Genomic DNA, 20,959 nt, shown 5'->3' with positions numbered 1-20,959 from the left:
GTCTTTAATGTTTAATTACTTGCTGCTCTTAGCTTTAGCATCCATCTTATTCTTCCACCATGACCATGTTACAGGAGCAACAAAGAGTGATGAGAATGTACCTGAGATAAGACCCATCATAAGAGGTACTGAGAAGCTGAGGAGCGAATCATAGCCTGTTACAAGAACAACTATTGTGATAACGAGCATTGTGCCGATTGTTGTAATAGAAGTTCTTACAGAACGTACAAGAGACTGTGTACAGCTTACGTTGATAAGCTCGTTAAGTGAAGCCTTAGGCATAAGCTGACGGTTTTCTCTTATTCTGTCGTAGATAACGATAGTGTTGTTTATCGAATATCCGAGGATAGTGAGTATAACGGCAACGATATTTGAATCAATGTTGAAGCCGCATACTATTGTAGCTGTGAAAGCTACGAATATATCGAGGCAGAGAGCGAATATAGAGCATACACCTGCTGACCAGCCGCCGATATTTCTGAATCGGATAGCGATATAGATGATAACGATCAATGCTGCAAAAAGTACAGCTATGAAGCACTTGAGAAGAAATTCACGGCCTGATGAAGGTGTTACGTCGTTTGAATCGTATATCTCAAGTGAATTATCCTTGAACTTGTCTTTGAGAGCGTTTGTGAGCTCTTTCTGTCTTTCAACTGTAAGTCCCTGATCTGAAGTAAATGAGATAGTGACCTGCTTTCCGCCTGAGTCAAGGCTTTCACCTGTTCTTACTACAACTGATGAACCAACGATGTCCTTTACTGTGTTTCCGACTTCGTTTGTGTCTATATCACCCTGATATGTGTAAGTGATAAGTGTACCGCCCTTGAATTCGATAGCAAGGTGTATACCTCTTATTATCGCACCTGCGATAAATACAACGAGAACAGCGATAACAACGCCGAGGATAAGCTTTTTCTTTGAACAGAAATTATATACCTTTGACGGAGTAGTTACGATTTCTTTCTGAGTATTCTTCTTGCTCATTTCTCGTCACCTCCATAAAGCTTTCTGTTTCTGAAGCACTTGAACTTGGAGAGTGAAGTTACCATAAGTCTTGATGCGAATACACCGAATATGAAGTTGCAGACAACACCTGCGAGAAGTGTAAATCCGAATGAGTAAACAACACCTTCAGCTGTTGCTCCGAATGCGAAGAAGATAGTCTTGTTGAGGAGATTCGAGAGGAAACTGTCAGGAACACCGAAAGCTCCCATAAGAATTACTGCGATGATAACGTTTGTGATGTTACCGTCGAGGATAGCTGAGAATGCTCTCTTATAAGCTATCTTTATAGCAGAGTCGAGAGATTTTCCTGTTCTGAGCTCTTCCTTGATACGCTCACCTGTGATGATGTTAGCGTCAACACCCATACCTACTGCAAGTATGATACCTGCGATACCTGGGATAGTAAGTGTAGAGCCGTTCATAAATCCGAACCAGCCTGTTACAGCTGCGATAGAACCTGTTACCTGTCCGCAGAGAGCGATAACAGCTACAACGCCGGGGAGTCTGTAAAGGAATATCATATATACAGCAATTCCGATGAATGCGATGAGAGCTGCAAGAAGGATAGCGTCAAGTGAACCTTCACCCATTGTAGGTGAGATAGTTCTGAAGCTCTTTGTTTCCATTTTGAAAGGAAGAGCACCTGAGTTTATCTGGTTTGCAAGCTTTGTAGCTGACTCTTCATCGAAATTACCTGTGATCTGAGCCTTGCCTCCGGTAATAGCATCGTTTACCGAAGGAGCAGAGATAAGAGTATTATCCATCCAGATAGAGATAGGTGTTGAAGAACCTGCAAGCTCTCTTGTAGCATCAGCAAATTTTTCCGTACCTGAGTCATTAAGCGTAAGGCTTACATAGTTTTCATAGTCTTTTCCCTCTTCAAGCTGACCGTAAATTCTTTTCGCAGAAGCGATATCATCGCCTACGAGAACGATCTCACCTGACGGAACTTCGTTGCCGTTTTCATCGGTAGTTGTGTCTGTGCCCTTACGGAATGTAAGTACAGCCATTTCACCGAGCTCCTTAACGGCAGCTTCAGGATCGAAGTTTGTTTCGCCGACCTTCCATGGGAAACGTACGATAATTCTGTCGCTTTTTTCATCGCAGTATACTTCATTATCGGTGATACCGAGTGAAGCAAGTCTTGTATTGATGACCTCCTTAGCAGAAGCGAGCTGACCCTTGTCAGCGTCGAAGTCATCTGCCGGACCGAAGGTAACGTCAACACCGCCCTTGATATCAATACCAAGACGGATATCGTCAACGCCCTTGATGTAGGTCGTTCTGTTATCGCCGTATAATTTGTCTATACCAAATACCGACGTAACAGCAAAGATAGCGATAAAAGCAACGACAATGAAGAAAGTTGATTTGCCTGTCTTTTTCACAGTCATGCCTCCTAAAAATAAGCCCTTTCACGGTGTCCTGCGTGCTCACAGAAACAGCATAGGACTTTTATTTCCTGTCTCATTGACAATTACAATTATTGTACTATATTTTTATCAAAAAGTCAAGTGTATTGCCTGAAAAACTTTCCATTTCAAGAATATGCACAATTACGTTAATCAAATTTCGGAGTTATGAACAAATTAGCCATTAGCCGTTAGCTGTTAGCCTGTATGGGCTGCCTTGGGCAGTCTGTGTTCCGGTAATCGTTATGTATGACGTGATTTGTAGGGGGGCGATGCCTACATCGCCCCGTGAATATCGCATTTTTCTGACGGGCTGATGTGGACACAGCCCCTGCATGGCTAATGAAAAAATGCACCCCTGATTAGGAGTGCATTTGTCCTTATTTAAAGTGCTTCTGAGATATTTTCAGACGGTTCATAGCGCGGTTGAGCGCAGCCTGAGTCTCGTAGTATTCCTTGATGCTCTGCTTCTGTCTGAGAAGCTCCTCTGCGCGTTCTCTTGCTTCCTGAGCACGTTTGATGTCTATTTCCTCGGGAAGCTCGCAGGTCTCAGCCAGTATTATTGAAGAATCGGGCATTACCTGTATAAATCCCTCTGATATAGCAGCGTATTTCCATTCGCCGTTAACCAGATATTTAAGCTCTCCTGTGGGGAGACAGGTAACAAGCGGCTCATGTCCTGCCATAATACCGATAAGACCGTCGATAGCTGTTATGACGAGATGTTCCACCTCTCCGCTGAAGAAAAGGCGGTCAGTGGCGATTATCTCGAGGTGAAAGGTTTTAGCCATATGAAGCCGCCTCCTTTATTCCTCGTCCATCTGACGGGCTTTCATAATAACATCGTCTATAGTACCTGCCATGAGGAATGCAGCCTCGGGGTACTTATCCATATCACCGTCAATGATAGCCTTGAAGCCCTCGATAGTGTCCTTGAGCGGAACATATTTGCCCTTGAGACCTGTGAAGTTCTCGGCTACGTTGAAAGGCTGTGAAAGGAACTTCTGTATCTTTCTTGCACGGTATACTGCAAGCTTGTCGTCCTCATCGAGTTCCTCCATACCGAGGATAGCGATGATGTCCTGCAATTCCTTGTACTTCTGGAGAAGCTCCTGAGTGCGCCTTGCGACTGTATAGTGCTCCTCGCCGACAATTTCGGGTTCGAGGATACGCGAGTTTGATTCAAGAGGGTCAACGGCAGGGTAGATACCCTGCTCAACTATCTTACGTGAAAGAACAGTAGTAGCGTCAAGGTGAGCGAAAGTAACGGCAGGTGCAGGGTCAGTAAGGTCGTCCGCAGGGACATATACAGCCTGTACCGATGTGATAGAGCCGTTTTTCGTAGAAGTGATACGCTCCTGTAATTCGCCGACTTCCGTAGCAAGTGTAGGCTGATAACCAACGGCGGAAGGCATACGGCCGAGAAGAGCCGATACCTCAGAGCCTGCCTGTACGTAACGGAAGATATTGTCGATAAAGAGAAGAACGTCCTTGTGTTCGCGGTCACGGAAATACTCAGCCATAGTAAGACCTGTCTGAGCAACACGCATACGTGATCCGGGGGGCTCGTTCATCTGACCGAAAACGAGGGCCGTCTTTGAGATAACTCCCGATTCCTGCATTTCATTCCAGAGGTCGTTGCCCTCACGGGAACGCTCTCCGACACCTGTGAATATAGAGTAGCCGCCGTGCTCGGTAGCGATATTTCTGATAAGCTCCTGTATAAGAACGGTCTTACCAACACCTGCGCCTCCGAAAAGACCTATCTTACCGCCCTTAGCATAAGGGGCGATAAGGTCGATGACCTTGATACCTGTTTCGAGGACTTCTACAACAGGGCTCTGATCCTGAAATGTGGGAGCTTTACGGTGTATCTCCCATTTTTCCTCCGTCTCAACATCGCCCTTTTTGTCGATAGGCTCACCGAGAACGTTGAACATACGTCCGAGAGTCTGCTCGCCTACGGGAACTTTTATGCATGAGCCTGTAGGAGTAACTTCCATATTTTTGCTGAGTCCTTCACTGGACGCAAGCATGATACAGCGGACTACGTGGTTGCCCATGTGCTGAGCAACTTCCATAACTCGCTTTTTTCCGTCTACATCGACAGTGAGAGCGTCCTTTATCATAGGGAGCTTTCCCGTGCCGAATTCAACATCTATAACAGGTCCGATGACCTGTGTTATTCTGCCTTTTTCCATTGCTTTCTCCTCTTTAGAGAATGTTGTAGGGAACGCCACCTTGGCGTTCCGCGTTTTGCGAATAAAAAAACGTAAATTATTGTAGGGACGACCATTGGTCGTCCGCGCCTTGCGAATAAATAAACGCATTGTAGGGGACGGCGTCCTCGACGTCCCCAGATACATGATATAAGCCTGAACGGAACGCCGAGAGCGGCGTTACCTACAGCGGGCGGATAATATCCGCCCCTGCACGTCATTCACTAATAGACTGTGCTCCGCCGCAGACCTCGGTAATTTCCTGAGTGATAGCCGCCTGTCTTGCACGGTTATAGAGCAGTGAAAGGTCTTTTATCATGTCCTTTGCACTTGTAGTAGCAGCGTCCATAGCAGTCATACGGGACTGCTGTTCGCAGCAGAATGCTTCGACCATAGCACCGTATATGATGCCCTTTGCGTACTGTGGTATGAGGTAATTCATAACTTCCTCTGGAGACGGCATGAACGAAGCCTTTGGCAGCTTCTTCATAGTACCGTCGGCTGCTTTTCCGAAATGCTTTCTTTCAAAGGGGAGCAGTCTGAGAGTTTTAGGCTCCTGAAGATTTGAGCTTATCATATCCGTATAGATAAGGTATACCTCGTCAAGCTCACGCTTTTCAAACTTGTCAAGCACCAGCTCTGCCACCTCGCTTGCTCTGTAAAGAGTAGGGTTTTGCGTGGTATAGAGAAATTCACCGTCAACAGAAGCTTTTTTGTTGCTGTTGATACGACGCTGGTAGTACATTCTTCCCACCTGTCCCATAACGAACAGGTAACAGTTGTCGAGGTCAGCAGCCTCATCAAGCTTCTTATCGGTATATTTGAGTATATTATGATTGTAGCTTCCGCAGAGTCCCTTATCGGCTGTAATGACGATATATCCCTTTTTACGCTTATCCTCGGGGATATCTGCACGTCTGTCGAAGTACAGCTGACGTGTGTGCGGAGTATGCTCCAGAACGCTTTCGATAGTAGACTGGAGCTTATAGAAGTAAGGCTCTGTACATTCAAGCGACTTTCTTGCTTTTTTCAGCTTCGATGACGACATGAGGTACATAGCGTTGGTGATCTTCAATATCTGCTGTATACTTCCGATCCTTTCACGGATCTCTCTCATATTAGGCATATCACGTCACCGCCTTATTCTTCAAAAGCTGTGAGTATTCTTTCGATACGCTCTGCAAGGTCGTCTGTGAGCACCTTGTTTTCTTCTATCTCAGTGATTATATCCTGTCCGTAGCTCCTTATGTAGTTCATAAGGTCTGTGCGGTATTCTCTCAGTTCCTTGAGGGGGATACCCTTGAAAAATCCGTGCTGTGCCGCATAGAGGAGTATTACCTGCTCATAGTGTGGGAGCGGATTGTAAAGAGGCTGCTTGAGAAGCTCTGTAAGCATATGACCGTGGTCAAGAAGCTCTGTTGTGGACTGGTCAAGCTCTGATGAGAACTGTGTGAATATCTCCATTTCCTTGAACTGAGCAAGGTCGATACGGAGATTTCCCGAAGCCTTCTTCATAGCCTTTGTCTGAGCTGCACCGCCGACACGGGATACGGAAAGTCCGTAGTTGACAGCAGGACGGAGACCAGAGTTGAAAAGCTCGCTTTCGAGGAATATCTGACCGTCTGTGATAGAGATAACGTTAGTCGGGATATATGCCGAGATATCACCTGCAAGAGTCTCGATGATCGGAAGAGCGGTAAGTGAACCGCCGCCGTGCTCGTCATCGAGTCGGCTTGAACGCTCGAGAAGTCTTGAATGGAGATAGAAAACGTCACCGGGGTATGCTTCACGTCCGGGAGGACGGTGGAGCAGAAGTGACATGGCTCTGTAGGCAACGGCGTGTTTTGAAAGATCATCGTAAACGATGAGTACGTCCTTGCCCTTTGACATGAAGTATTCTGCAATAGCTGTGCCCGAATAAGGAGCTATATACTGGAAAGGTGCAGGATCGCTGGCTGATGCCGACATAACTACTGTATAATCCATAGCACCGTATTTTTTAAGGGTATTTACTATCTGTGCAACCGTTGAGGACTTCTGACCTATGGCAACATAGATACAGATAACGTCCTGACTTTTCTGATTTATGATAGTATCAACAGCGATAGAGGTCTTACCTGTCTGGCGGTCGCCGATGATAAGCTCACGCTGTCCGCGTCCGATAGGGAACATAGAGTCGATAGCAAGTATACCTGTCTGGAGAGGTACGCTTACAGGTTTACGCTCGATAACGCCGGGAGCTTCGCGCTCGATAGGGAAGTAATCCTCGGCACTTATCTGTCCGAGACCGTCAATAGGTGCGCCGAGAGCATCGACAACTCGTCCGAGAAGCTCATCGCTTACGCCGATACCTGCTCTTTTACCTGTTCTTATAACGGAAGAACCCTCCGTGAGACCGTGGTCGTCACCGAGAAGAACTACACCTACAGTTTTTTCTTCCAGGTTCTGTACGATACCTCTGATACCTGTCTCAAATTCTACAAGTTCGCCGTACATTACGGAATTCATGCCGTAAACTCTTGCGATACCGTCACCGAGACGAGTAATGAATCCTGTTTCGGTAGCTCCTGATTTTACATCAAAATCGCGGACCTCAGTTTTGAGGACGGAGATGATATCGCTCTTTGAGTCGGTCTTTACGCCTGTATTGCTCTCAACATACTCTGTAGCCTTGCTCTGAAGAGTATCCTTCATGAGTCTCAGGCTCGTACGGTAGCTCTTATCGTATTCAAGGTCGCCTGCATTGAGGATAAAGCCGCCGATGATGTCGGGGTCGTGCTTATACTCTATGTCAACGTCCTCTTTTACGAATTTGTCCATGATGAATTTGCGGAGATCAGCCTGCTGTGCCTCTGTAAGAGGAGTAACATAGCGTACTACCGCCTTTATGCTGCCCTGTCTGTCGAGGAGCAGCTCGTCATATTCATCAAGTATCTCACCAATGCGCTCAACAGCTCCGCCGTGAATGACATTGAGCATGAATTTTTGCATAGACTCAGGGAAAAGCTTGCTTATGATACCGCGCTTTTCATCGTATGTAACAAGGGGATTTGCCAGTGTGTCCGCAACATCGGGACAAGTCTCGAATACCTTTCTTGCGGCAGAGCAGTCTGTCTGAGAAACATCGAGACGGACAAGCTCTTTCAGGAACTCTCTGTCTGTGTCTTTCATTCTTTGCCCTCCTCTTCGGAAAGGAACTTATCTACAAGACGGCGGTTCTTTTCGTCGTCAACGTTTTCGCCGATGATCTTTGAAGCAGCTTCTATGGCAAGATCAGCGATCTCTGACTGTGCCTGACGGAGAACGCGCTTTCTCTCGTTTTCGATGCTCTTGTCAGCATCTGCAATGATCCTGTCTGCTTCGTCCTGTGATTTCTTTATAATGGCTGAACGCTCAGCCTCAGCGTCCTCACGCGCTTTTATGAGTATCTGGTTAGCTTCTTCCTTTGCATCGCTGATAGAGTTCTCGTACTGCTGACGGAGCTCTTCAGCCTCAGTCTTTGCCTTTTCGGCAGAGTCAAGGTTATCCTGTATAGTACGTGTGCGATCTGCTTTTATTTTATTTAAAGGTTTGAAAAGGAATATCCTGAGCAGAACGAACAGCAATACTGTATTGAATACAGCCCAGAAAATGCTCCAGAATGAAAAATCAAGCATTATTTGCCCTCCTTATGTGAATTTTGCAATGGTTTACTTGTTGCCAAGTGAAAGGATAATAAGGAGTGCTATAACGAAACCGTAGATAGCGGTAGCTTCTGCGAGGGCACAGCCCAGCAGGAGAGCAGTTCTGATATCGCCCTTAGCCTCAGGCTGACGAGCGATAGATTCAGTAGCTTTTGCGGTTGCAAGTCCTATACCAATGCCTGCGCCTGCGCCTGTAAGAACGGCAACAGCTGCGCCTAATGCGATTATTCCCATATTTATTTACCTCCGTGAAGTTGTTATCATTTTTCTTCTTCCTCTAATGCCTCTGCCATATACAGCGAGGTGAGGAACGCAAATACGTATGCCTGAAGCAGTCCGTCAAAAAGATCGAAGTATCCGCTTGCGATAACAGGCACACCGCCGGGGACACAGTGCTTGATAAGCTCCATAACTACGAATGCACCGAGAACGTTACCGAAAAGTCGCATACACAGCGACAGCGGACGTGTCACAAGGTCCAGCAGATTTATAGGGTTAAGGAAGCTTTTCAGCCATTTGACAGGACCTTTTTCGATAATGAACGAAGTCTGTACAAGTATGATAGCCATACCTGCAAGGGCAGCCGTTACATTTATGTCCTTTGTGGGCGGTACGAAGCCGAATACACCGATGATATTTGAAAAACCTATGTAAATGATGAAAGTCTCAAGTATGGGAACGTATTTCTTTCCCTTTGCCCCGAGTATTCCCGTAAAGAAGTTGTCGAGGAAGTCCATGAATGTTTCAAGTATACACTGTGAGCCTGTAGGGACTTTTTTCAGCTTTCTTGTTAATATTATGGACAGCAGTACCAGCACCGCTATTATTATCCAAGTTACCACACAGGAATCAGGAACGGGGATACCGCCGAATATAGGTATGGTGAACGCGGTGTGATTATCCAGCTGTTCCATTAGCTCTTCTGCCATGATAACACCTTCTTTCTGCGTATATTTACTGTAAAATAATAAAACGGAGACTGCAATTACACAAATCTCCGTTGATTGAGTCTTGATGAGGTAAAGATATACGTCCTATGGACTTGTAAAGCTGAGGGGCATATCTTGTCCACACTATAATATATAATATAACAAAACCGATATATTGTCAAGAGTTTGACGAAAAAAGTTACATAATCATTGGGAATGATATTATATAAAAAAGAGCAGTTTACTTTCCGTCGCCCTCTGACAGTTTTATGGCTCTGTCAAGACGTTCTATTGCACCTGAATTGAGCTTTTCCGTGAGCCTTACGCGGTCAAGTTCCTTTTTGAAGGTAGCAAGCTCGTTTGCTATTTTCCGCATAATATCTTCATTCTGTATCTGCTTATCCTCAAGTGCGCAGACTCTTTTTATCAGGTCATTTACATTTGCGGCAAGAGCCTCATTTGCGGAGTTCTGTTTTTCGCCGAATTCCGTAAGCTTTTCTCCTGCCTTGAAAGTACCAATCTTCTCGTGACCCGAAAAGGTATGCATTTTCTCCTTAGTAAGCTTAATATCAGACAATTTTTTCACTCCTTTTGAGTCTGAGATATCAGCTGCCCAGCGACAGTCCGTAGGAGCTGAGCTTCTGTCTCCAGTAATCAAGAGTATCCTTGATAGTCTGCTCCATAGTTATCTCCGCACGCCAGCCTGTATCCTCATTGATATGCGAAACATCGGGCTCGATGAGCGGTATGTCGGAAGCTCTCATACGGGCAGGATCACGTTTTACCTCTATGGGCTGGTTTGCATAGGAAAGTGCGGTATCGAGGATATACTGTATCTCAACAGCCTTTCCTCTGCCTACATTGTATACGTTTCCGCTCACGCCCTTTTCACCGAGGAGCCTGTAGGCTCTTACAACATCACGTACATCGGTAAAATCGCGCTTTGCCGAGAGATTTCCAACGCTTATGACAGGCTCTTTCATGCCCTTTTCTATCTCTGCTATCTGACGGCAGAAATCCGAGATAACGAAGATATTGCTCTGAGCAGGACCCGAGTGATTGAAAGCGCGGACCATTATTATATCCATTTTGTATGCACGGGTGTATATCTTGCCAAGCATATCCTGACAAGCCTTTGTAGCGGCATAAATATTGCCTGGATTTAGAGGCTCTGATTCAGAAAGGGGACAAGCTCCCTCGCGGATATAGCCGTATTCCTCGCCCGAGCCTATGAGGATAAGTCTTATGTCCTTCTTTTCTGCATCGCGGACAGCTTCCAGTACATTTATAGAGCCTACCACGTTTATCTCTGCGGTGAGCTGCGGACGCTTCCAGGAAACGGAAACGGAGCTCTGTGCAGCAAGGTGATATACGATATCAGGCTTGATATCGTCAAGAAGCGGCGATATATCCTCTTTTTTCAGTATGTCCAGCGTATGGACGGGACAATCTTCCTTTATTTCTTCATTTGGCAGACAAGTTGCGTGTACTTCCCAGCCTGCGGCTTTAAGCTCTCTTATGAGATAACCTCCCACAAAGCCTGCCGCACCTATTATAAGTGCTTTCATAAGTCCGCCTCCTTATATAGTTTTTATTTTAAAATGTCGTATAATTTTCCGAGTATGACTTTTTCGTTGAAATCGCTCTTTACACGCTCTGCGGCAGCTTTGCCGTATTTTTCGCGGAGCTCCTTGTCCTCGGCAAGTCTGTTTATTGCAGCTGCGAGAGCCTTTGGCGATGACGGGGGAACGGTAATTCCCGTCTGTCCATCGATACTTACGTAAGGTACTCCCGATTTAAGAGCCGTATTTATAACGGGTTTGCCGTATACCATAGCTTCGAGCTGCACTATTCCGAAAGCCTCGCTGGGTGCAACTGACGGCAGCACGAATATATCACAGTCGGCGTAAGCCTGTCTCAGTTCTTCATCGGGGAGAAATCCCAGAAAATGCACCTTTGGCTCCATATCGTGTGAGCTTACGAAGTTTCTGAGCTGGTCGCCGAGCTCGCCTGTACCTGCTATGAAAAGCTCGCAGCCTTTTACTTTTGTGAAGGCTTTGAGCAGCACATCTACCCCCTTATAATAGACCAGTCTGCCTGTGAAGAATACCTTTACACAGCTTTTGTCTGTGGCTTTTTCTGTCAGTATGCTGCGGCGCGGTACAGAGAGGTAGTCCTCGGGAGTTATACCATAGGGCAGTACTCTGCATTTATGGCTGTATTCGTTAAGATAAAGGGAATGTTTCACATGACCTTCAGTAGCCGTGAGTATGATATCCGCTCTTTTCAGCAGATAGCGCATGAAAGGCTTATAGAAAAACATGAGCTTTTTCTGCTTTACGATGTCGCTGTGCCATGATACCACAACTTTTCCCTTATAGCCCGAAAGCAGAAGTGCCGCATCGGCAAGTGGGAAAGGTACGTGTATATGCACAACATCGGCTTTTGCAGCCATTTTTCTGAAATGCCTTATAAATGAAAATGACAGCGGACACGAGAAATAAGTGCCGAGACTGCCTGTCCTCAGCAGCTCCACACCGTTCATTTTCTCTCTGATAGCCTTGCCTTTGCCGTCACGACAGACAAGAGCCTTTACGCTTACACCGTCAAGCTTGCCAAGTTCCTCGGAATACTGCCTGATAAGTGTCTCTATACCGCCGATATGCGGAAAATAAGCCTTGTTTACTTCAAGGATACGCAGTTTTTTACTCATTTTACAAGCTCCCTGTAGACTTCCATAAGCATTTCAGCCGAACGCTCCCAAGTGAAGCCCTTTGCTCTTTCGAGACCTTTTTCGCTAAGCTCTTTTCTCAGCTTTTCATCACTGTAGAGCCTGTAAAGTCCCTGTGCTATGCTTTTTACGGAATATGCATCGCATATCACAGCGCAGTCGCCTGTGACCTCGGGGAGTGAAGCTTCTCCCGAAGCAAGTACGGGTACTCCGCAAGCCATAGCCTCAAGGGGCGGCATACCGAATCCCTCGTAAACAGACGGGAAAACGAATGCAAGTGCGCCGCACATCAGGGGATTCATGTCCTCTGAGGGCACATATTTTGTGAAGATGATATTTTTTGTCATACCCAGCTTTTCAACACGGCTGTATATGCCGTCGTTGAGCCAGCCCTTACCGCCTGCAAGTACAAGCTTGGGAGCTTTTTCGCCCACCTTTTTTGCAAATGCAGCATAGGCGGAAATTAGTCTTTCAAGGTTCTTTCGGGGCTCGATAGTGCCTAAATAGAGGAAGTAATCGCCCTCTATCTCAAGGGACTTCTTTACCTCGGGTATGCGCTCGGGAGTCTCACAGGGGTGAAATCTTTCAAGGTCAACACCGCATGGTACTACCCTTATTTTATGTTCGTGTTGAGGAAAATACTTGATTATCTCAGTCTTTGAAAATTCCGAGTCTGTAACGATAAGGTCAGCGCGTTTCATCGAGCGTTTTAGTCCCGATACAAGCATGAAGCGTGTACGTCCGCGGACTGTCTCGGGGAAAGCCTTATAGACCATATCATGCACAGTTACCACCTTTTTGCCGTGTACAAAGGGGGGGATGATGTAGTTGAAAAAGTGAGTGATATCAGACTTTCTTCCGAAAAAGAAAGAGTAAGGTATAGGCAGGAAAGTGCTTACTGCACGATAAAGATAGCCTGAAAAGCTTGACGTATTGAGCTTTATCTGCTTCCCTGCAAACTGCTTCACACGCTTTTCACGCTCTTTATCACCGCTTGTGAAAAAGCTGTATTCGTATTTGTTTTCGGGGTGGAGCTGTGCGAGAGTCTGAGTCTGTCCAACTTCACACCAGCCTATACCCGTTATTTTATCGCTGCATATAGGTACAGCGTCGAAGGTTATTTTCAAATCAACTTCTCCACCTTTGTTTTTTATATCATACCTGAAACATGAGAGTCTAATTCTGCAATAAAGGCATCGGTCTGCCCACGGTCATAGCTGTTTGCCATCCAAAGGAAGAATTTCTCTTTTTTTAAGGGCATCTGCCTTACTTTGTCAAGCTCATCCATTGCGATTATCATATTCATGCCGTCTTTTATTTCGAGTATCAGATCATTGTAGGCAAAGATCTTTGCCTCAACGCTTTCCATGGTGTAGCCGCATCTTACGAGTTTTATTTTTGCAAAATCCGCAGCCTTATACATGAGGAGCTTCTTTTCCCAATCTCCAAGTATAAAATCGACTTTTTCGACCTCATAACCTTCTCCGTATATGGGGAGCGGTTCGGCTTTTAATTCTTCCACTCTTTTACGGACTTCGTCCTCAGTGAGTCCGCCGTATGTCAGCCCTGTGAAAAGCCTGCTGTATTCTTCGGTTCTTTCGCTGAATGAATAGATGTCATAGCCCTTATCTACTTTGAACAGTATCCTTCGATCGTCCATGTCTCTGTTTCTCCTTCGGCATTAATACTCAACTCAGAGCATGATCTTGTTGACTATTTCCTTTTCAAGCTCTGCGATATATTCATCGGTCTGAGGAACAGAAAAGCCCGAGCACGGCAGAAAAAGGCATTTTGCCTTTCTCATTGGCATATGCCTTATTTTCAGAAGTTCCGCATTTATTGCAGCATCTGAAAGGTTAGCTTCATCTATTGCTAAGATCAGGCTGTTGTATGCGTCTATTTTAGCAAGTACATCTTTTTTATCATATCCGCCGAATGCGGAATCCAAATAATTTCCCATAATAACGCTCCTTTCAGAAAGCGTTGTAATTTTATTTGAATGCTTTTGCTATACCCTTTTCAAGGTCTGCGATGTAGGCATCGGTATCCTCTATGGAGAAGCCTATCTTGCCGAATAACCCGCCCTTTTCCTTGGAAAGCGGCTGCTGGTGGATAAGCTCCAGCTCAGCCTTTGCCTTATCAAGGGGCAGACCGTTCTGCATTGCGGTTATAAGAATGTTGTAAGCGTCAAGTTTTTCGATGAAAGACTGCTTGTTGTAGCCGCCTTTCTGGTCTCTTATAATATCAAGTTCCATATTAGTATTTACTCCCTTATCATATTTACAGCCAACCGAGCCCCCTATTAAAAGCCATATTATATGACTTTCCGGTCAGTTGTTATTTTGTGTGGTTTGTTTTGCGGTGTGTATTGCTAAAAGGAAAATGCTATGCAAGTATAATTATTATTTGCCTTTAAGAGCATCCATTAACTGTGCATCGAGCTCTTCTATGAGTCTGTCGACCTGTTCAACTGAATAGCCGTATTTGCTGAAAAATCCGCCTTTAACTCTTTTGAGAGGAAGCTGCCTGAGCCTTTCGATATGAGGCATCATTTTTGCGGCGATAGTTTTCGGATCTTTTGCGAAATCTACGAGCATATCATATGCTTGCAGCTTTGTTAAAGCCGAATTCTCGGTATAGCCTCCCTCTTCTTTTTCAAGCGGCTCTTTTATATGAGTGAAACGGTTCATATCAGCCGAGTATTTCTTTGACCTTAATCTCGTTCTGAACAAGCTCAAGATCGTTCTTTACCATTCTTTCAACAAGCTCTGAGAAGTTTATTTCACGCTTCCAGCCGAGAGTTTTTTCAGCCTTTGAAGGATCGCCGAGAAGTATATCAACCTCAGCAGGGCGGAAGAACTTCTTGTTTACCTTTACGATAGTCTTGCCGTTTGCCTTGTTTATACCTATCTCGTCAACTCCGCTGCCCTGCCATTCAACGTCTATGCCGACGTGTTTGAATGCAGTCTCAACGAACTCACGGACAGTTCTTGTCTCGTTTGTAGCGATAACATAGTCGTCTGGCTTGTCCTGCTGGAGCATGAGCCACATAGCGCGTACATAGTCCTTTGAGTGACCCCAGTCACGCTTAGAGTCCATGTTTCCGAGCTCCATGTACTCCTGTACGCCCAGCTTGATACGTGCAGCAGCGTCTGTGATCTTACGTGTAACGAACTCGATACCGCGACGCTCTGACTCGTGGTTGAAAAGGATACCAGAGCAAGCGAAAAGACCGTAGCTCTCGCGGTAGTTCTTTGTGATCCAGTGACCGTAGAGCTTAGCTACGCCGTATGGGCTTCTTGGATAGAAAGGAGTTGTCTCCTTCTGAGGAGTCTCCTGTACAAGACCGAACATTTCGGAAGTAGAAGCCTGATAGAAGCGAGCTTCGGGCTTTACTATACGGATAGCCTCAAGCATATTTGTAACGCCGAGAGCGTCAATGTCAGCAGTTCCGAGAGGAGTGTCCCAGCTTGTAGCCACGAAAGACTGTGCAGCAAGGTTGTATACCTCGTCAGCCTGTGAAATTCTCATAGCTGATATAAGTGAAACAGGGTCTGTCATATCTGCGTAGATAAGGTTCACCTTGTCCTTGAGATGAGCGATATTGCCGTAGTCAACGGTAGCCTTTCTTCTCCAGATACCGTAAACGTTGTATCCCTTTTCGAGAAGGAGCTCTGCAAGGTAAGAGCCGTCCTGACCTGTAATACCTGTAATAAGTGCGTTCTTCATATATATTATCTCCTTATAATTGATTCATAATTAAGAATTCATAATGCATAATTGCGGTGTCGGCTCACGCCGACAGATATAAAAAGCGTTATAAGCATTATGAATTATACCAGTTCTGTTCTTTCCTGCTCTTTGAGCTGAGCGATGACCTTTTTAACGTCCTGTGTATTGTTCTTTGAGCATACAAGGAGCACATCGTCCGTATCAACGATGATAAGATCTCTTGTACCTACAGCAGCAACAAGGCGTTTTCCGCCGCATACAGTTGTACGCTTTGAATCTATAGTGATAACATCGCCGTCGATGTAGTTGTTGTCGTCATCTGTCTCGTTGATACGCTCAACAGCCAGCCAGCTTCCAACGTCGTCCCAGCCGAAGCTGCCGGGGATAGTGTAGATATGCTTTGCTTTCTCCATGATACCGAAGTCTACCGACTCGCTTCTGAAAGCTGTGAATTCCTTTACGAGAGTCTCATTGAACTGCGGAGTTCCGTAAGCCTGTCCTATGCGGACTGCACCCTCATAGATATCGGGCATGAGATTCTGCATATTCAGCATTATGGAAGAGAGTTTCCACACGAACATACCACTGTTCCAGAGGTACTTGCCAGACGCAAGGTACTCCTTTGCTTTTGCAAGGTCGGGCTTTTCAACAAAACGCTCAACAGCGTATACATCGCCCTTTTCCTCGCCGAAATTGATATAGCCGTAGCCTGTCTCGGGATATTCGGGAGTAATACCGATAGTAACGAGACGCTTGCCTTTTTCGGCAGCCTTGATAGCCTTTTTAAGTGTATTTATATAAATATCCTCATAGCCGATAAGGTGGTCTGAAGGGAGCACCAGCATTACAGCATCTTCATACTTTCTGTTTATTACAGCTGCTGCAAAAGCGATACACGGAGCAGTGTTCCTTGCGCATGGCTCGGCAAGGATATTCCCTCTCGGGATATTTGGGAGCTGCTCATTCACAAGGTCGATATAAGCTGCATTGGTAACGATATAGATATCCTCAGCCTCAACTATTGGTGCGAGTCTTTTTACAGTTTTCTGTATCATGGTCTCGCCGTCCCTTGTAAGCGAGAGGAACTGCTTGGGACAAGCATTGCGGCTCTTTGGCCAGAAGCGTTCGCCTCGTCCGCCAGCCATGATAACTGTGGTGGTTTTCATTTTGTATCCTCCTTTTGGTTCATGTTCTTCGGAATGAGAAGTCCTTCGGCAGTTTCTGCGTTATTCTTAGGTGGGAAGAACATTGTCTTTATTGTCATAAGAATTATCTGAAGGTCAAGACGTATTGAGTAGTTTTCAATGTACATCAGATCCATTTTCAGCTTGTCATAGGGAGTTGTATCATATGCACCTGTAACCTGTGCATAGCCCGTAAGACCTGCTTTGACCTTGAGTCTGAAGCCGAATTCGGGCATTTCCTTTTTGTATTCCTCTGTGAGCTCGGGACGCTCGGGGCGCGGACCTACTACGGACATATCTCCTTTGAGTATGTTGAGAAGCTGCGGGAACTCGTCCACACGGAATTTCCTCAGTATCTTTCCAACGGGAGTTATACGGTCGTCCTCTTCGGAAGCAAGGCGTGCCTTGCCGTCTTTTTCAGCGTCAACTATCATGCTGCGGAATTTATACACATAGAATTCCTTTCCGTTGAGGGTAAGACGCTTCTGCTTGTAGAATACAGGACCTCTGTCGTAGAGCTTTACAGCGATCGCCGATATGAGCATGAAGGGAGCGGCAGGAATGAGGGCGATAAGCGAGAATACTATGTCAAATATGCGCTTTACCAGCTGCTGCTCGAAATCAAGACCGTAATTGCGGCAGAGCATGAGAGGAGTATCGAACAGACGTATATCGTCTGCTCCTCTTATTATAATATCCGATATTTTCGGTGCGATATACGCACGTTTTGAGTGCTCGAAGCAGAATTTGAGGTAGTCATTACGCTGCTCGGCAGGGATATCGCAGACGATAGCACCCTCGTACTTCATAATGAGCTCTTTCACCTTGTCCTCGGGCTCGTTTATGCTTATGGACTCGCATATCATGTACTTGTCCACTCGCTGGCTCATTTTCAGTACCAGTGATGCAGCCTGATGACTGCCGTAGATGATGACCAGCTTTCTCGGCGGATACATCATGAAGTAGACCTTTCCTGCCAGAAGCGTCCATATGGCTATGGCGCCGAGATCGACACCTGTCATATACACCACAGGCGTAACGGGCATGAAATGTCGTCCTATAAGGCTGATGACGAAATACGACACCACGTTCACACATATCATGGATATCATCTGGGAGTAAAGCATATCGGTCTTTTTGAGGTAGCCCAGCTTGAAGCCGCCGTAGGCTCTGAAAAACAGCCATACCAGCAGGCAGTATATAGCGATGAGCACCCAGTTTCCTCGCCTGTAGTAAGGCAGGACGATCTGCTCGCTGTAGTTCCTGTACCATACAAAGGCGAAAATGCCTGTAAGTATGCCAAGCAGGAGCATAGCAGAAATGAAAGTAACAAATCTTTTATATAGATCTCTGTTTTTGTTCATAATCCTTTATCCATCGGTTCGCGGACACAAGTCTCCTTCGGGTTTGTTTTTTATATTTCTCGTGTTATGCTGTATCAAACAACACAAAATCATTATATCAAATCGTCAGAGCTATGTCAATACGAATTGACGGAAATGGCAAAAAACGACCGCTTTTTATTGCTATTTGCACAAAAGGTTCAGCTCACGGATATAGTACATTCAGGATAGTAATGAGCGATGATATCGCGCCAGCTTTTGCCCTCCTCAGCCATAGCATTCGCACCGTACTGGCTCATTCCCACACCGTGTCCGTAGCCCTTGGTGGTTATTACGGCGGTATCGCCCTCGATACGCACATCAAAGCTTGCGGAGCGCAGACCGAGTGCAAGCCTTATATCGTTTCCTGTTGCGGACTTTCCGCCCACATCGGCTGACAGGACAGTCCCTGCGTCTGATGCGGTATGTATCTTTATCCATTCCGACATATCCTCGCCGAGAGATATGCCGTAAAAGGCTGCTTCAAGGGCAGCTTTCAGCTCACTCTGTGAAAACTTCTTTTCCTCACGGAATTTCGGTGCGGTAAGATCTGAGCGGCTGTCAACTTCCACGAGGTAATCCACGGGAGTTCCCCATACGTTTTCCGCACTTTCCGTATAGCCTGCGGACATGGAGTGGAAAGCGGCTATGATAGGCGCGTCATCGTATGTGATTATGTATGGCAGGACTTCATCGACGGCGGCGGATATTTTGCCGTAGCTCTCCTCAAACCTTTCACCGAACCGTTCACGCGCCTGTTCTTTTGTGAAGAAACCCTGATATACTGCGGTATCATTGGAAAAATCAGCACCGCCGAGCTCTGGAGTAGGCGAAGCCTTTTCGCGCAGCCGCTGCCTTTCGGCGTAGGTGTGAGCGGCTACAGCCTGAGCTTTGAGGGCTTCATCACAGAAAGATGCAGGCATTTCCGCACAGACAGCTCCGATAACATAGTCGCGGACGGGTACTTCAAACACCTTTCCGCTTTCGGTGTCAAGCACCTTGTACGGCTCATCTGAGCATATAGCCTTTTTTGTACTTTTATCCCCGGAAAAGTCGGCTTCATTCGGCTGTATCTGTCCTGTGTCTTTCGCAGAGACATTCTTTCCGTAAAAGCAGGCAGGGAATACGGGGATAAGAGTTACGGCAGCTGTTAAAAGCAGTGCGGCGGCAAGATATTTTTTCATAAGCTTCTCCTTTGGTCACAGTGTATAAGAACGTTTGTTTTGAACAGCGGTTTATATACGAAATAACATTTGACATTAAACAGAATATGGTGTATAATTAATAATGAATATGTTTTAGGAGTGTGATCATAATGCCTTCATTCATTTCAGGGGCTAATATTACAGATTTATGCGGCAGACTTGCTGATAATACCGCTATAGATCCAAAACTTTATGAAAAATATCATGTTAAGAGAGGACTCCGCAACAGTGACGGCACAGGTGTAATGGCGGGAATAACCAATATCTGCAACGTTCACGGTTATGTTATGAATGAGGGAGAAAGAGAGCCTATCCCCGGACAGCTCATCTACAGAGGATATAATATCAACGATCTCGTTGCCAATGTTGAAGAGGACGACCGCTACGGATATGAGGAGACAGCTTTCCTTCTGCTTTTCGGTCATCTCCCTAATGCAAAGGAACTGAAAACTTTCAGTTCATATATTTCAGTAAAAAGAGACCTCCCCAACGGCTTCGTTGAGGATATGATACTCAAAGCACCGTCAAAGAATATCATGAACAAGCTGGCACGTTCCGTACTGGCTCTGTATTCCTACGATGACGAGTGCGAGAACAAGGGACTCGAAAACGAGATGCGCACTGCTGTGAGCCTTATCGCAAAGCTCCCTGTTATCATGGCTAACGCTTATCAGGTAAAGCGCAGGGTATTCGATAACCAGAGCATGATAATGCACCCTATCAACTATGAGGAAAACACAGCTCAGTGTATACTTTCGCTTCTCCGTCCCGACAGACAGTACACAAAGGACGAGGCACAGATGCTTGACCGTCTGCTCATGTTACAGGCAGAGCACGGCGGCGGAAACAACTCCACATTTACCTGCCGCGTACTTACTTCTTCGGGTACTGATCCTTATTCTGCTTATTCATCAGCTATATGCTCACTGAAAGGACCACGCCACGGCGGTGCTAACCTTCAGGTTATAAATATGCTTGACAATTTCAAGGCAAATATCAAGAACTGGGAAGACGAGGGCGAAGTTGCTGATTATATGCGCAAGACCATACGCAAGGAGACAAACGACCACTCAGGTCTTATCTACGGTATGGGTCATGCTGTATATACAATCTCCGATCCCCGTGCAGTTATACTCAAGAAGAAGGCTTTCGAGCTTGCAAAGGGCAAAGAGATCGAGGCTGAATTCAGACTTCTCGAAACTATCGAACGTCTTACACCTGAGGTATTCCTCGAAATGAAGGGCAATACAAAGACCATGTGTGCAAACGTTGATATGTACTCGGGTCTCGTTTACAGAATGCTCGGTATCCCTGATGAGCTTTTCACTCCGCTTTTCGCTATTGCGCGTATGGCGGGCTGGGCAGCTCACCGCATGGAAGAGATACTTACAGGCGGAAGGATCATCCGTCCTGCTTACAAGGCTATCGCAAAGGAAAAGGAATACATAAAGCTCGAAGAGCGTGAATGATCTTG

The 20,959-nt window shown here is 45.9% G+C and carries 22 protein-coding genes; 1 reads left to right on the top strand and 21 read right to left on the bottom strand.

The window, feature by feature from the left end; genetic code table 11:
• Positions 1-15: 15 nt before the first annotated feature.
• The 21 genes from secF to spoIID all read right to left on the bottom strand — a co-directional run bounded on the left by secF (position 16) and on the right by spoIID (position 19,464).
• Complete coding sequence (secF, locus tag QZZ41_RS02650; RefSeq protein WP_295066577.1) at positions 16-987, bottom strand: protein translocase subunit SecF; 972 nt, start codon at positions 985-987, stop codon at positions 16-18.
• Entirely contained in the window at positions 984-2,396 is a 1,413-nt protein-coding gene (gene secD / locus QZZ41_RS02645) for a protein translocase subunit SecD (RefSeq protein ID WP_295067759.1), read from the bottom strand. The genes secF and secD overlap by 4 nt, the downstream gene beginning before the upstream one ends.
• A 404-nt stretch (positions 2,397-2,800) precedes the next feature.
• Positions 2,801-3,211, bottom strand: coding sequence for an ATP synthase F1 subunit epsilon (atpC, locus tag QZZ41_RS02640; RefSeq protein ID WP_295067755.1), 411 nt, complete (start codon positions 3,209-3,211; stop codon positions 2,801-2,803).
• A 15-nt stretch (positions 3,212-3,226) separates the two neighbouring features.
• A complete protein-coding gene (gene atpD / locus QZZ41_RS02635) occupies positions 3,227-4,621 on the bottom strand; it encodes a F0F1 ATP synthase subunit beta (protein WP_295067753.1) in 1,395 nt (464 codons plus the stop codon).
• Between the two features lie 235 nt (positions 4,622-4,856).
• Entirely contained in the window at positions 4,857-5,765 is a 909-nt protein-coding gene (gene atpG / locus QZZ41_RS02630) for an ATP synthase F1 subunit gamma (RefSeq protein ID WP_295067750.1), read from the bottom strand.
• Between the two features lie 14 nt (positions 5,766-5,779).
• Positions 5,780-7,810, bottom strand: coding sequence for a F0F1 ATP synthase subunit alpha (atpA, locus tag QZZ41_RS02625; RefSeq protein ID WP_295067747.1), 2,031 nt, complete (start codon positions 7,808-7,810; stop codon positions 5,780-5,782).
• On the bottom strand, positions 7,807-8,295 hold the full coding sequence (gene atpF, locus QZZ41_RS02620; protein WP_295067743.1) for a F0F1 ATP synthase subunit B: 489 nt from the start codon (positions 8,293-8,295) through the stop codon (positions 7,807-7,809). Before atpF ends, atpA begins: the two co-directional genes overlap by 4 nt.
• Positions 8,296-8,328: 33 nt before the next feature.
• Complete coding sequence (atpE, locus tag QZZ41_RS02615; protein WP_028517802.1) at positions 8,329-8,556, bottom strand: ATP synthase F0 subunit C; 228 nt, start codon at positions 8,554-8,556, stop codon at positions 8,329-8,331.
• Positions 8,557-8,582: 26 nt separating this feature from the next.
• Entirely contained in the window at positions 8,583-9,251 is a 669-nt protein-coding gene (locus QZZ41_RS02610) for a F0F1 ATP synthase subunit A (RefSeq protein WP_295067736.1), read from the bottom strand.
• Positions 9,252-9,492: 241 nt separating this feature from the next.
• Positions 9,493-9,837 carry a hypothetical protein gene (locus tag QZZ41_RS02605; protein WP_295067733.1) on the bottom strand — a complete coding sequence of 115 codons (345 nt, stop codon included), beginning with the start codon at positions 9,835-9,837 and terminating at the stop codon, positions 9,493-9,495.
• Positions 9,838-9,856: 19 nt separating this feature from the next.
• On the bottom strand, positions 9,857-10,819 hold the full coding sequence (locus tag QZZ41_RS02600; protein ID WP_295067729.1) for a GDP-mannose 4,6-dehydratase: 963 nt from the start codon (positions 10,817-10,819) through the stop codon (positions 9,857-9,859).
• 23 nt (positions 10,820-10,842) lie between these two features.
• Complete coding sequence (locus QZZ41_RS02595) at positions 10,843-11,964, bottom strand: glycosyltransferase (RefSeq protein WP_295067726.1); 1,122 nt, start codon at positions 11,962-11,964, stop codon at positions 10,843-10,845.
• On the bottom strand, positions 11,961-13,109 hold the full coding sequence (locus tag QZZ41_RS02590; protein WP_295067723.1) for a glycosyltransferase family 1 protein: 1,149 nt from the start codon (positions 13,107-13,109) through the stop codon (positions 11,961-11,963). The genes QZZ41_RS02595 and QZZ41_RS02590 overlap by 4 nt, the downstream gene beginning before the upstream one ends.
• A gap of 23 nt (positions 13,110-13,132) precedes the next feature.
• The gene (locus QZZ41_RS02585; RefSeq protein WP_295067720.1) at positions 13,133-13,642 is read right to left on the bottom strand and encodes a hypothetical protein; all 510 of its coding nucleotides are present in this window, start codon (positions 13,640-13,642) and stop codon (positions 13,133-13,135) included.
• A 33-nt stretch (positions 13,643-13,675) separates the two neighbouring features.
• Complete coding sequence (locus tag QZZ41_RS02580; protein ID WP_295067717.1) at positions 13,676-13,942, bottom strand: hypothetical protein; 267 nt, start codon at positions 13,940-13,942, stop codon at positions 13,676-13,678.
• A 31-nt stretch (positions 13,943-13,973) separates the two neighbouring features.
• A complete protein-coding gene (locus tag QZZ41_RS02575; RefSeq protein ID WP_295067714.1) occupies positions 13,974-14,237 on the bottom strand; it encodes a hypothetical protein in 264 nt (87 codons plus the stop codon).
• 147 nt (positions 14,238-14,384) lie between these two features.
• Entirely contained in the window at positions 14,385-14,672 is a 288-nt protein-coding gene (locus QZZ41_RS02570; RefSeq protein ID WP_295067711.1) for a hypothetical protein, read from the bottom strand.
• A gap of 1 nt (position 14,673) precedes the next feature.
• Complete coding sequence (gmd, locus tag QZZ41_RS02565; protein WP_074715998.1) at positions 14,674-15,711, bottom strand: GDP-mannose 4,6-dehydratase; 1,038 nt, start codon at positions 15,709-15,711, stop codon at positions 14,674-14,676.
• A gap of 104 nt (positions 15,712-15,815) precedes the next feature.
• Complete coding sequence (locus tag QZZ41_RS02560) at positions 15,816-16,880, bottom strand: mannose-1-phosphate guanylyltransferase (RefSeq protein ID WP_295067706.1); 1,065 nt, start codon at positions 16,878-16,880, stop codon at positions 15,816-15,818.
• On the bottom strand, positions 16,877-18,262 hold the full coding sequence (locus tag QZZ41_RS02555; RefSeq protein WP_295067701.1) for a sugar transferase: 1,386 nt from the start codon (positions 18,260-18,262) through the stop codon (positions 16,877-16,879). The genes QZZ41_RS02560 and QZZ41_RS02555 overlap by 4 nt, the downstream gene beginning before the upstream one ends.
• A 179-nt stretch (positions 18,263-18,441) precedes the next feature.
• Complete coding sequence (gene spoIID, locus QZZ41_RS02550) at positions 18,442-19,464, bottom strand: stage II sporulation protein D (protein ID WP_295067696.1); 1,023 nt, start codon at positions 19,462-19,464, stop codon at positions 18,442-18,444.
• A gap of 131 nt (positions 19,465-19,595) precedes the next feature.
• Between spoIID and QZZ41_RS02545 the strand changes: the two genes are divergently transcribed.
• Positions 19,596-20,954, top strand: a complete 1,359-nt coding sequence (locus QZZ41_RS02545) for a citrate synthase (RefSeq protein ID WP_295067692.1) — start codon at positions 19,596-19,598, stop codon at positions 20,952-20,954.
• Positions 20,955-20,959: the final 5 nt, after the last annotated feature.

The sequence above is a fragment of the Ruminococcus sp. genome, assembly GCF_016283395.1.
Note: the sequence above shows the minus strand (reverse complement) of the source record. Positions and strands in the feature narration are given on the sequence as shown.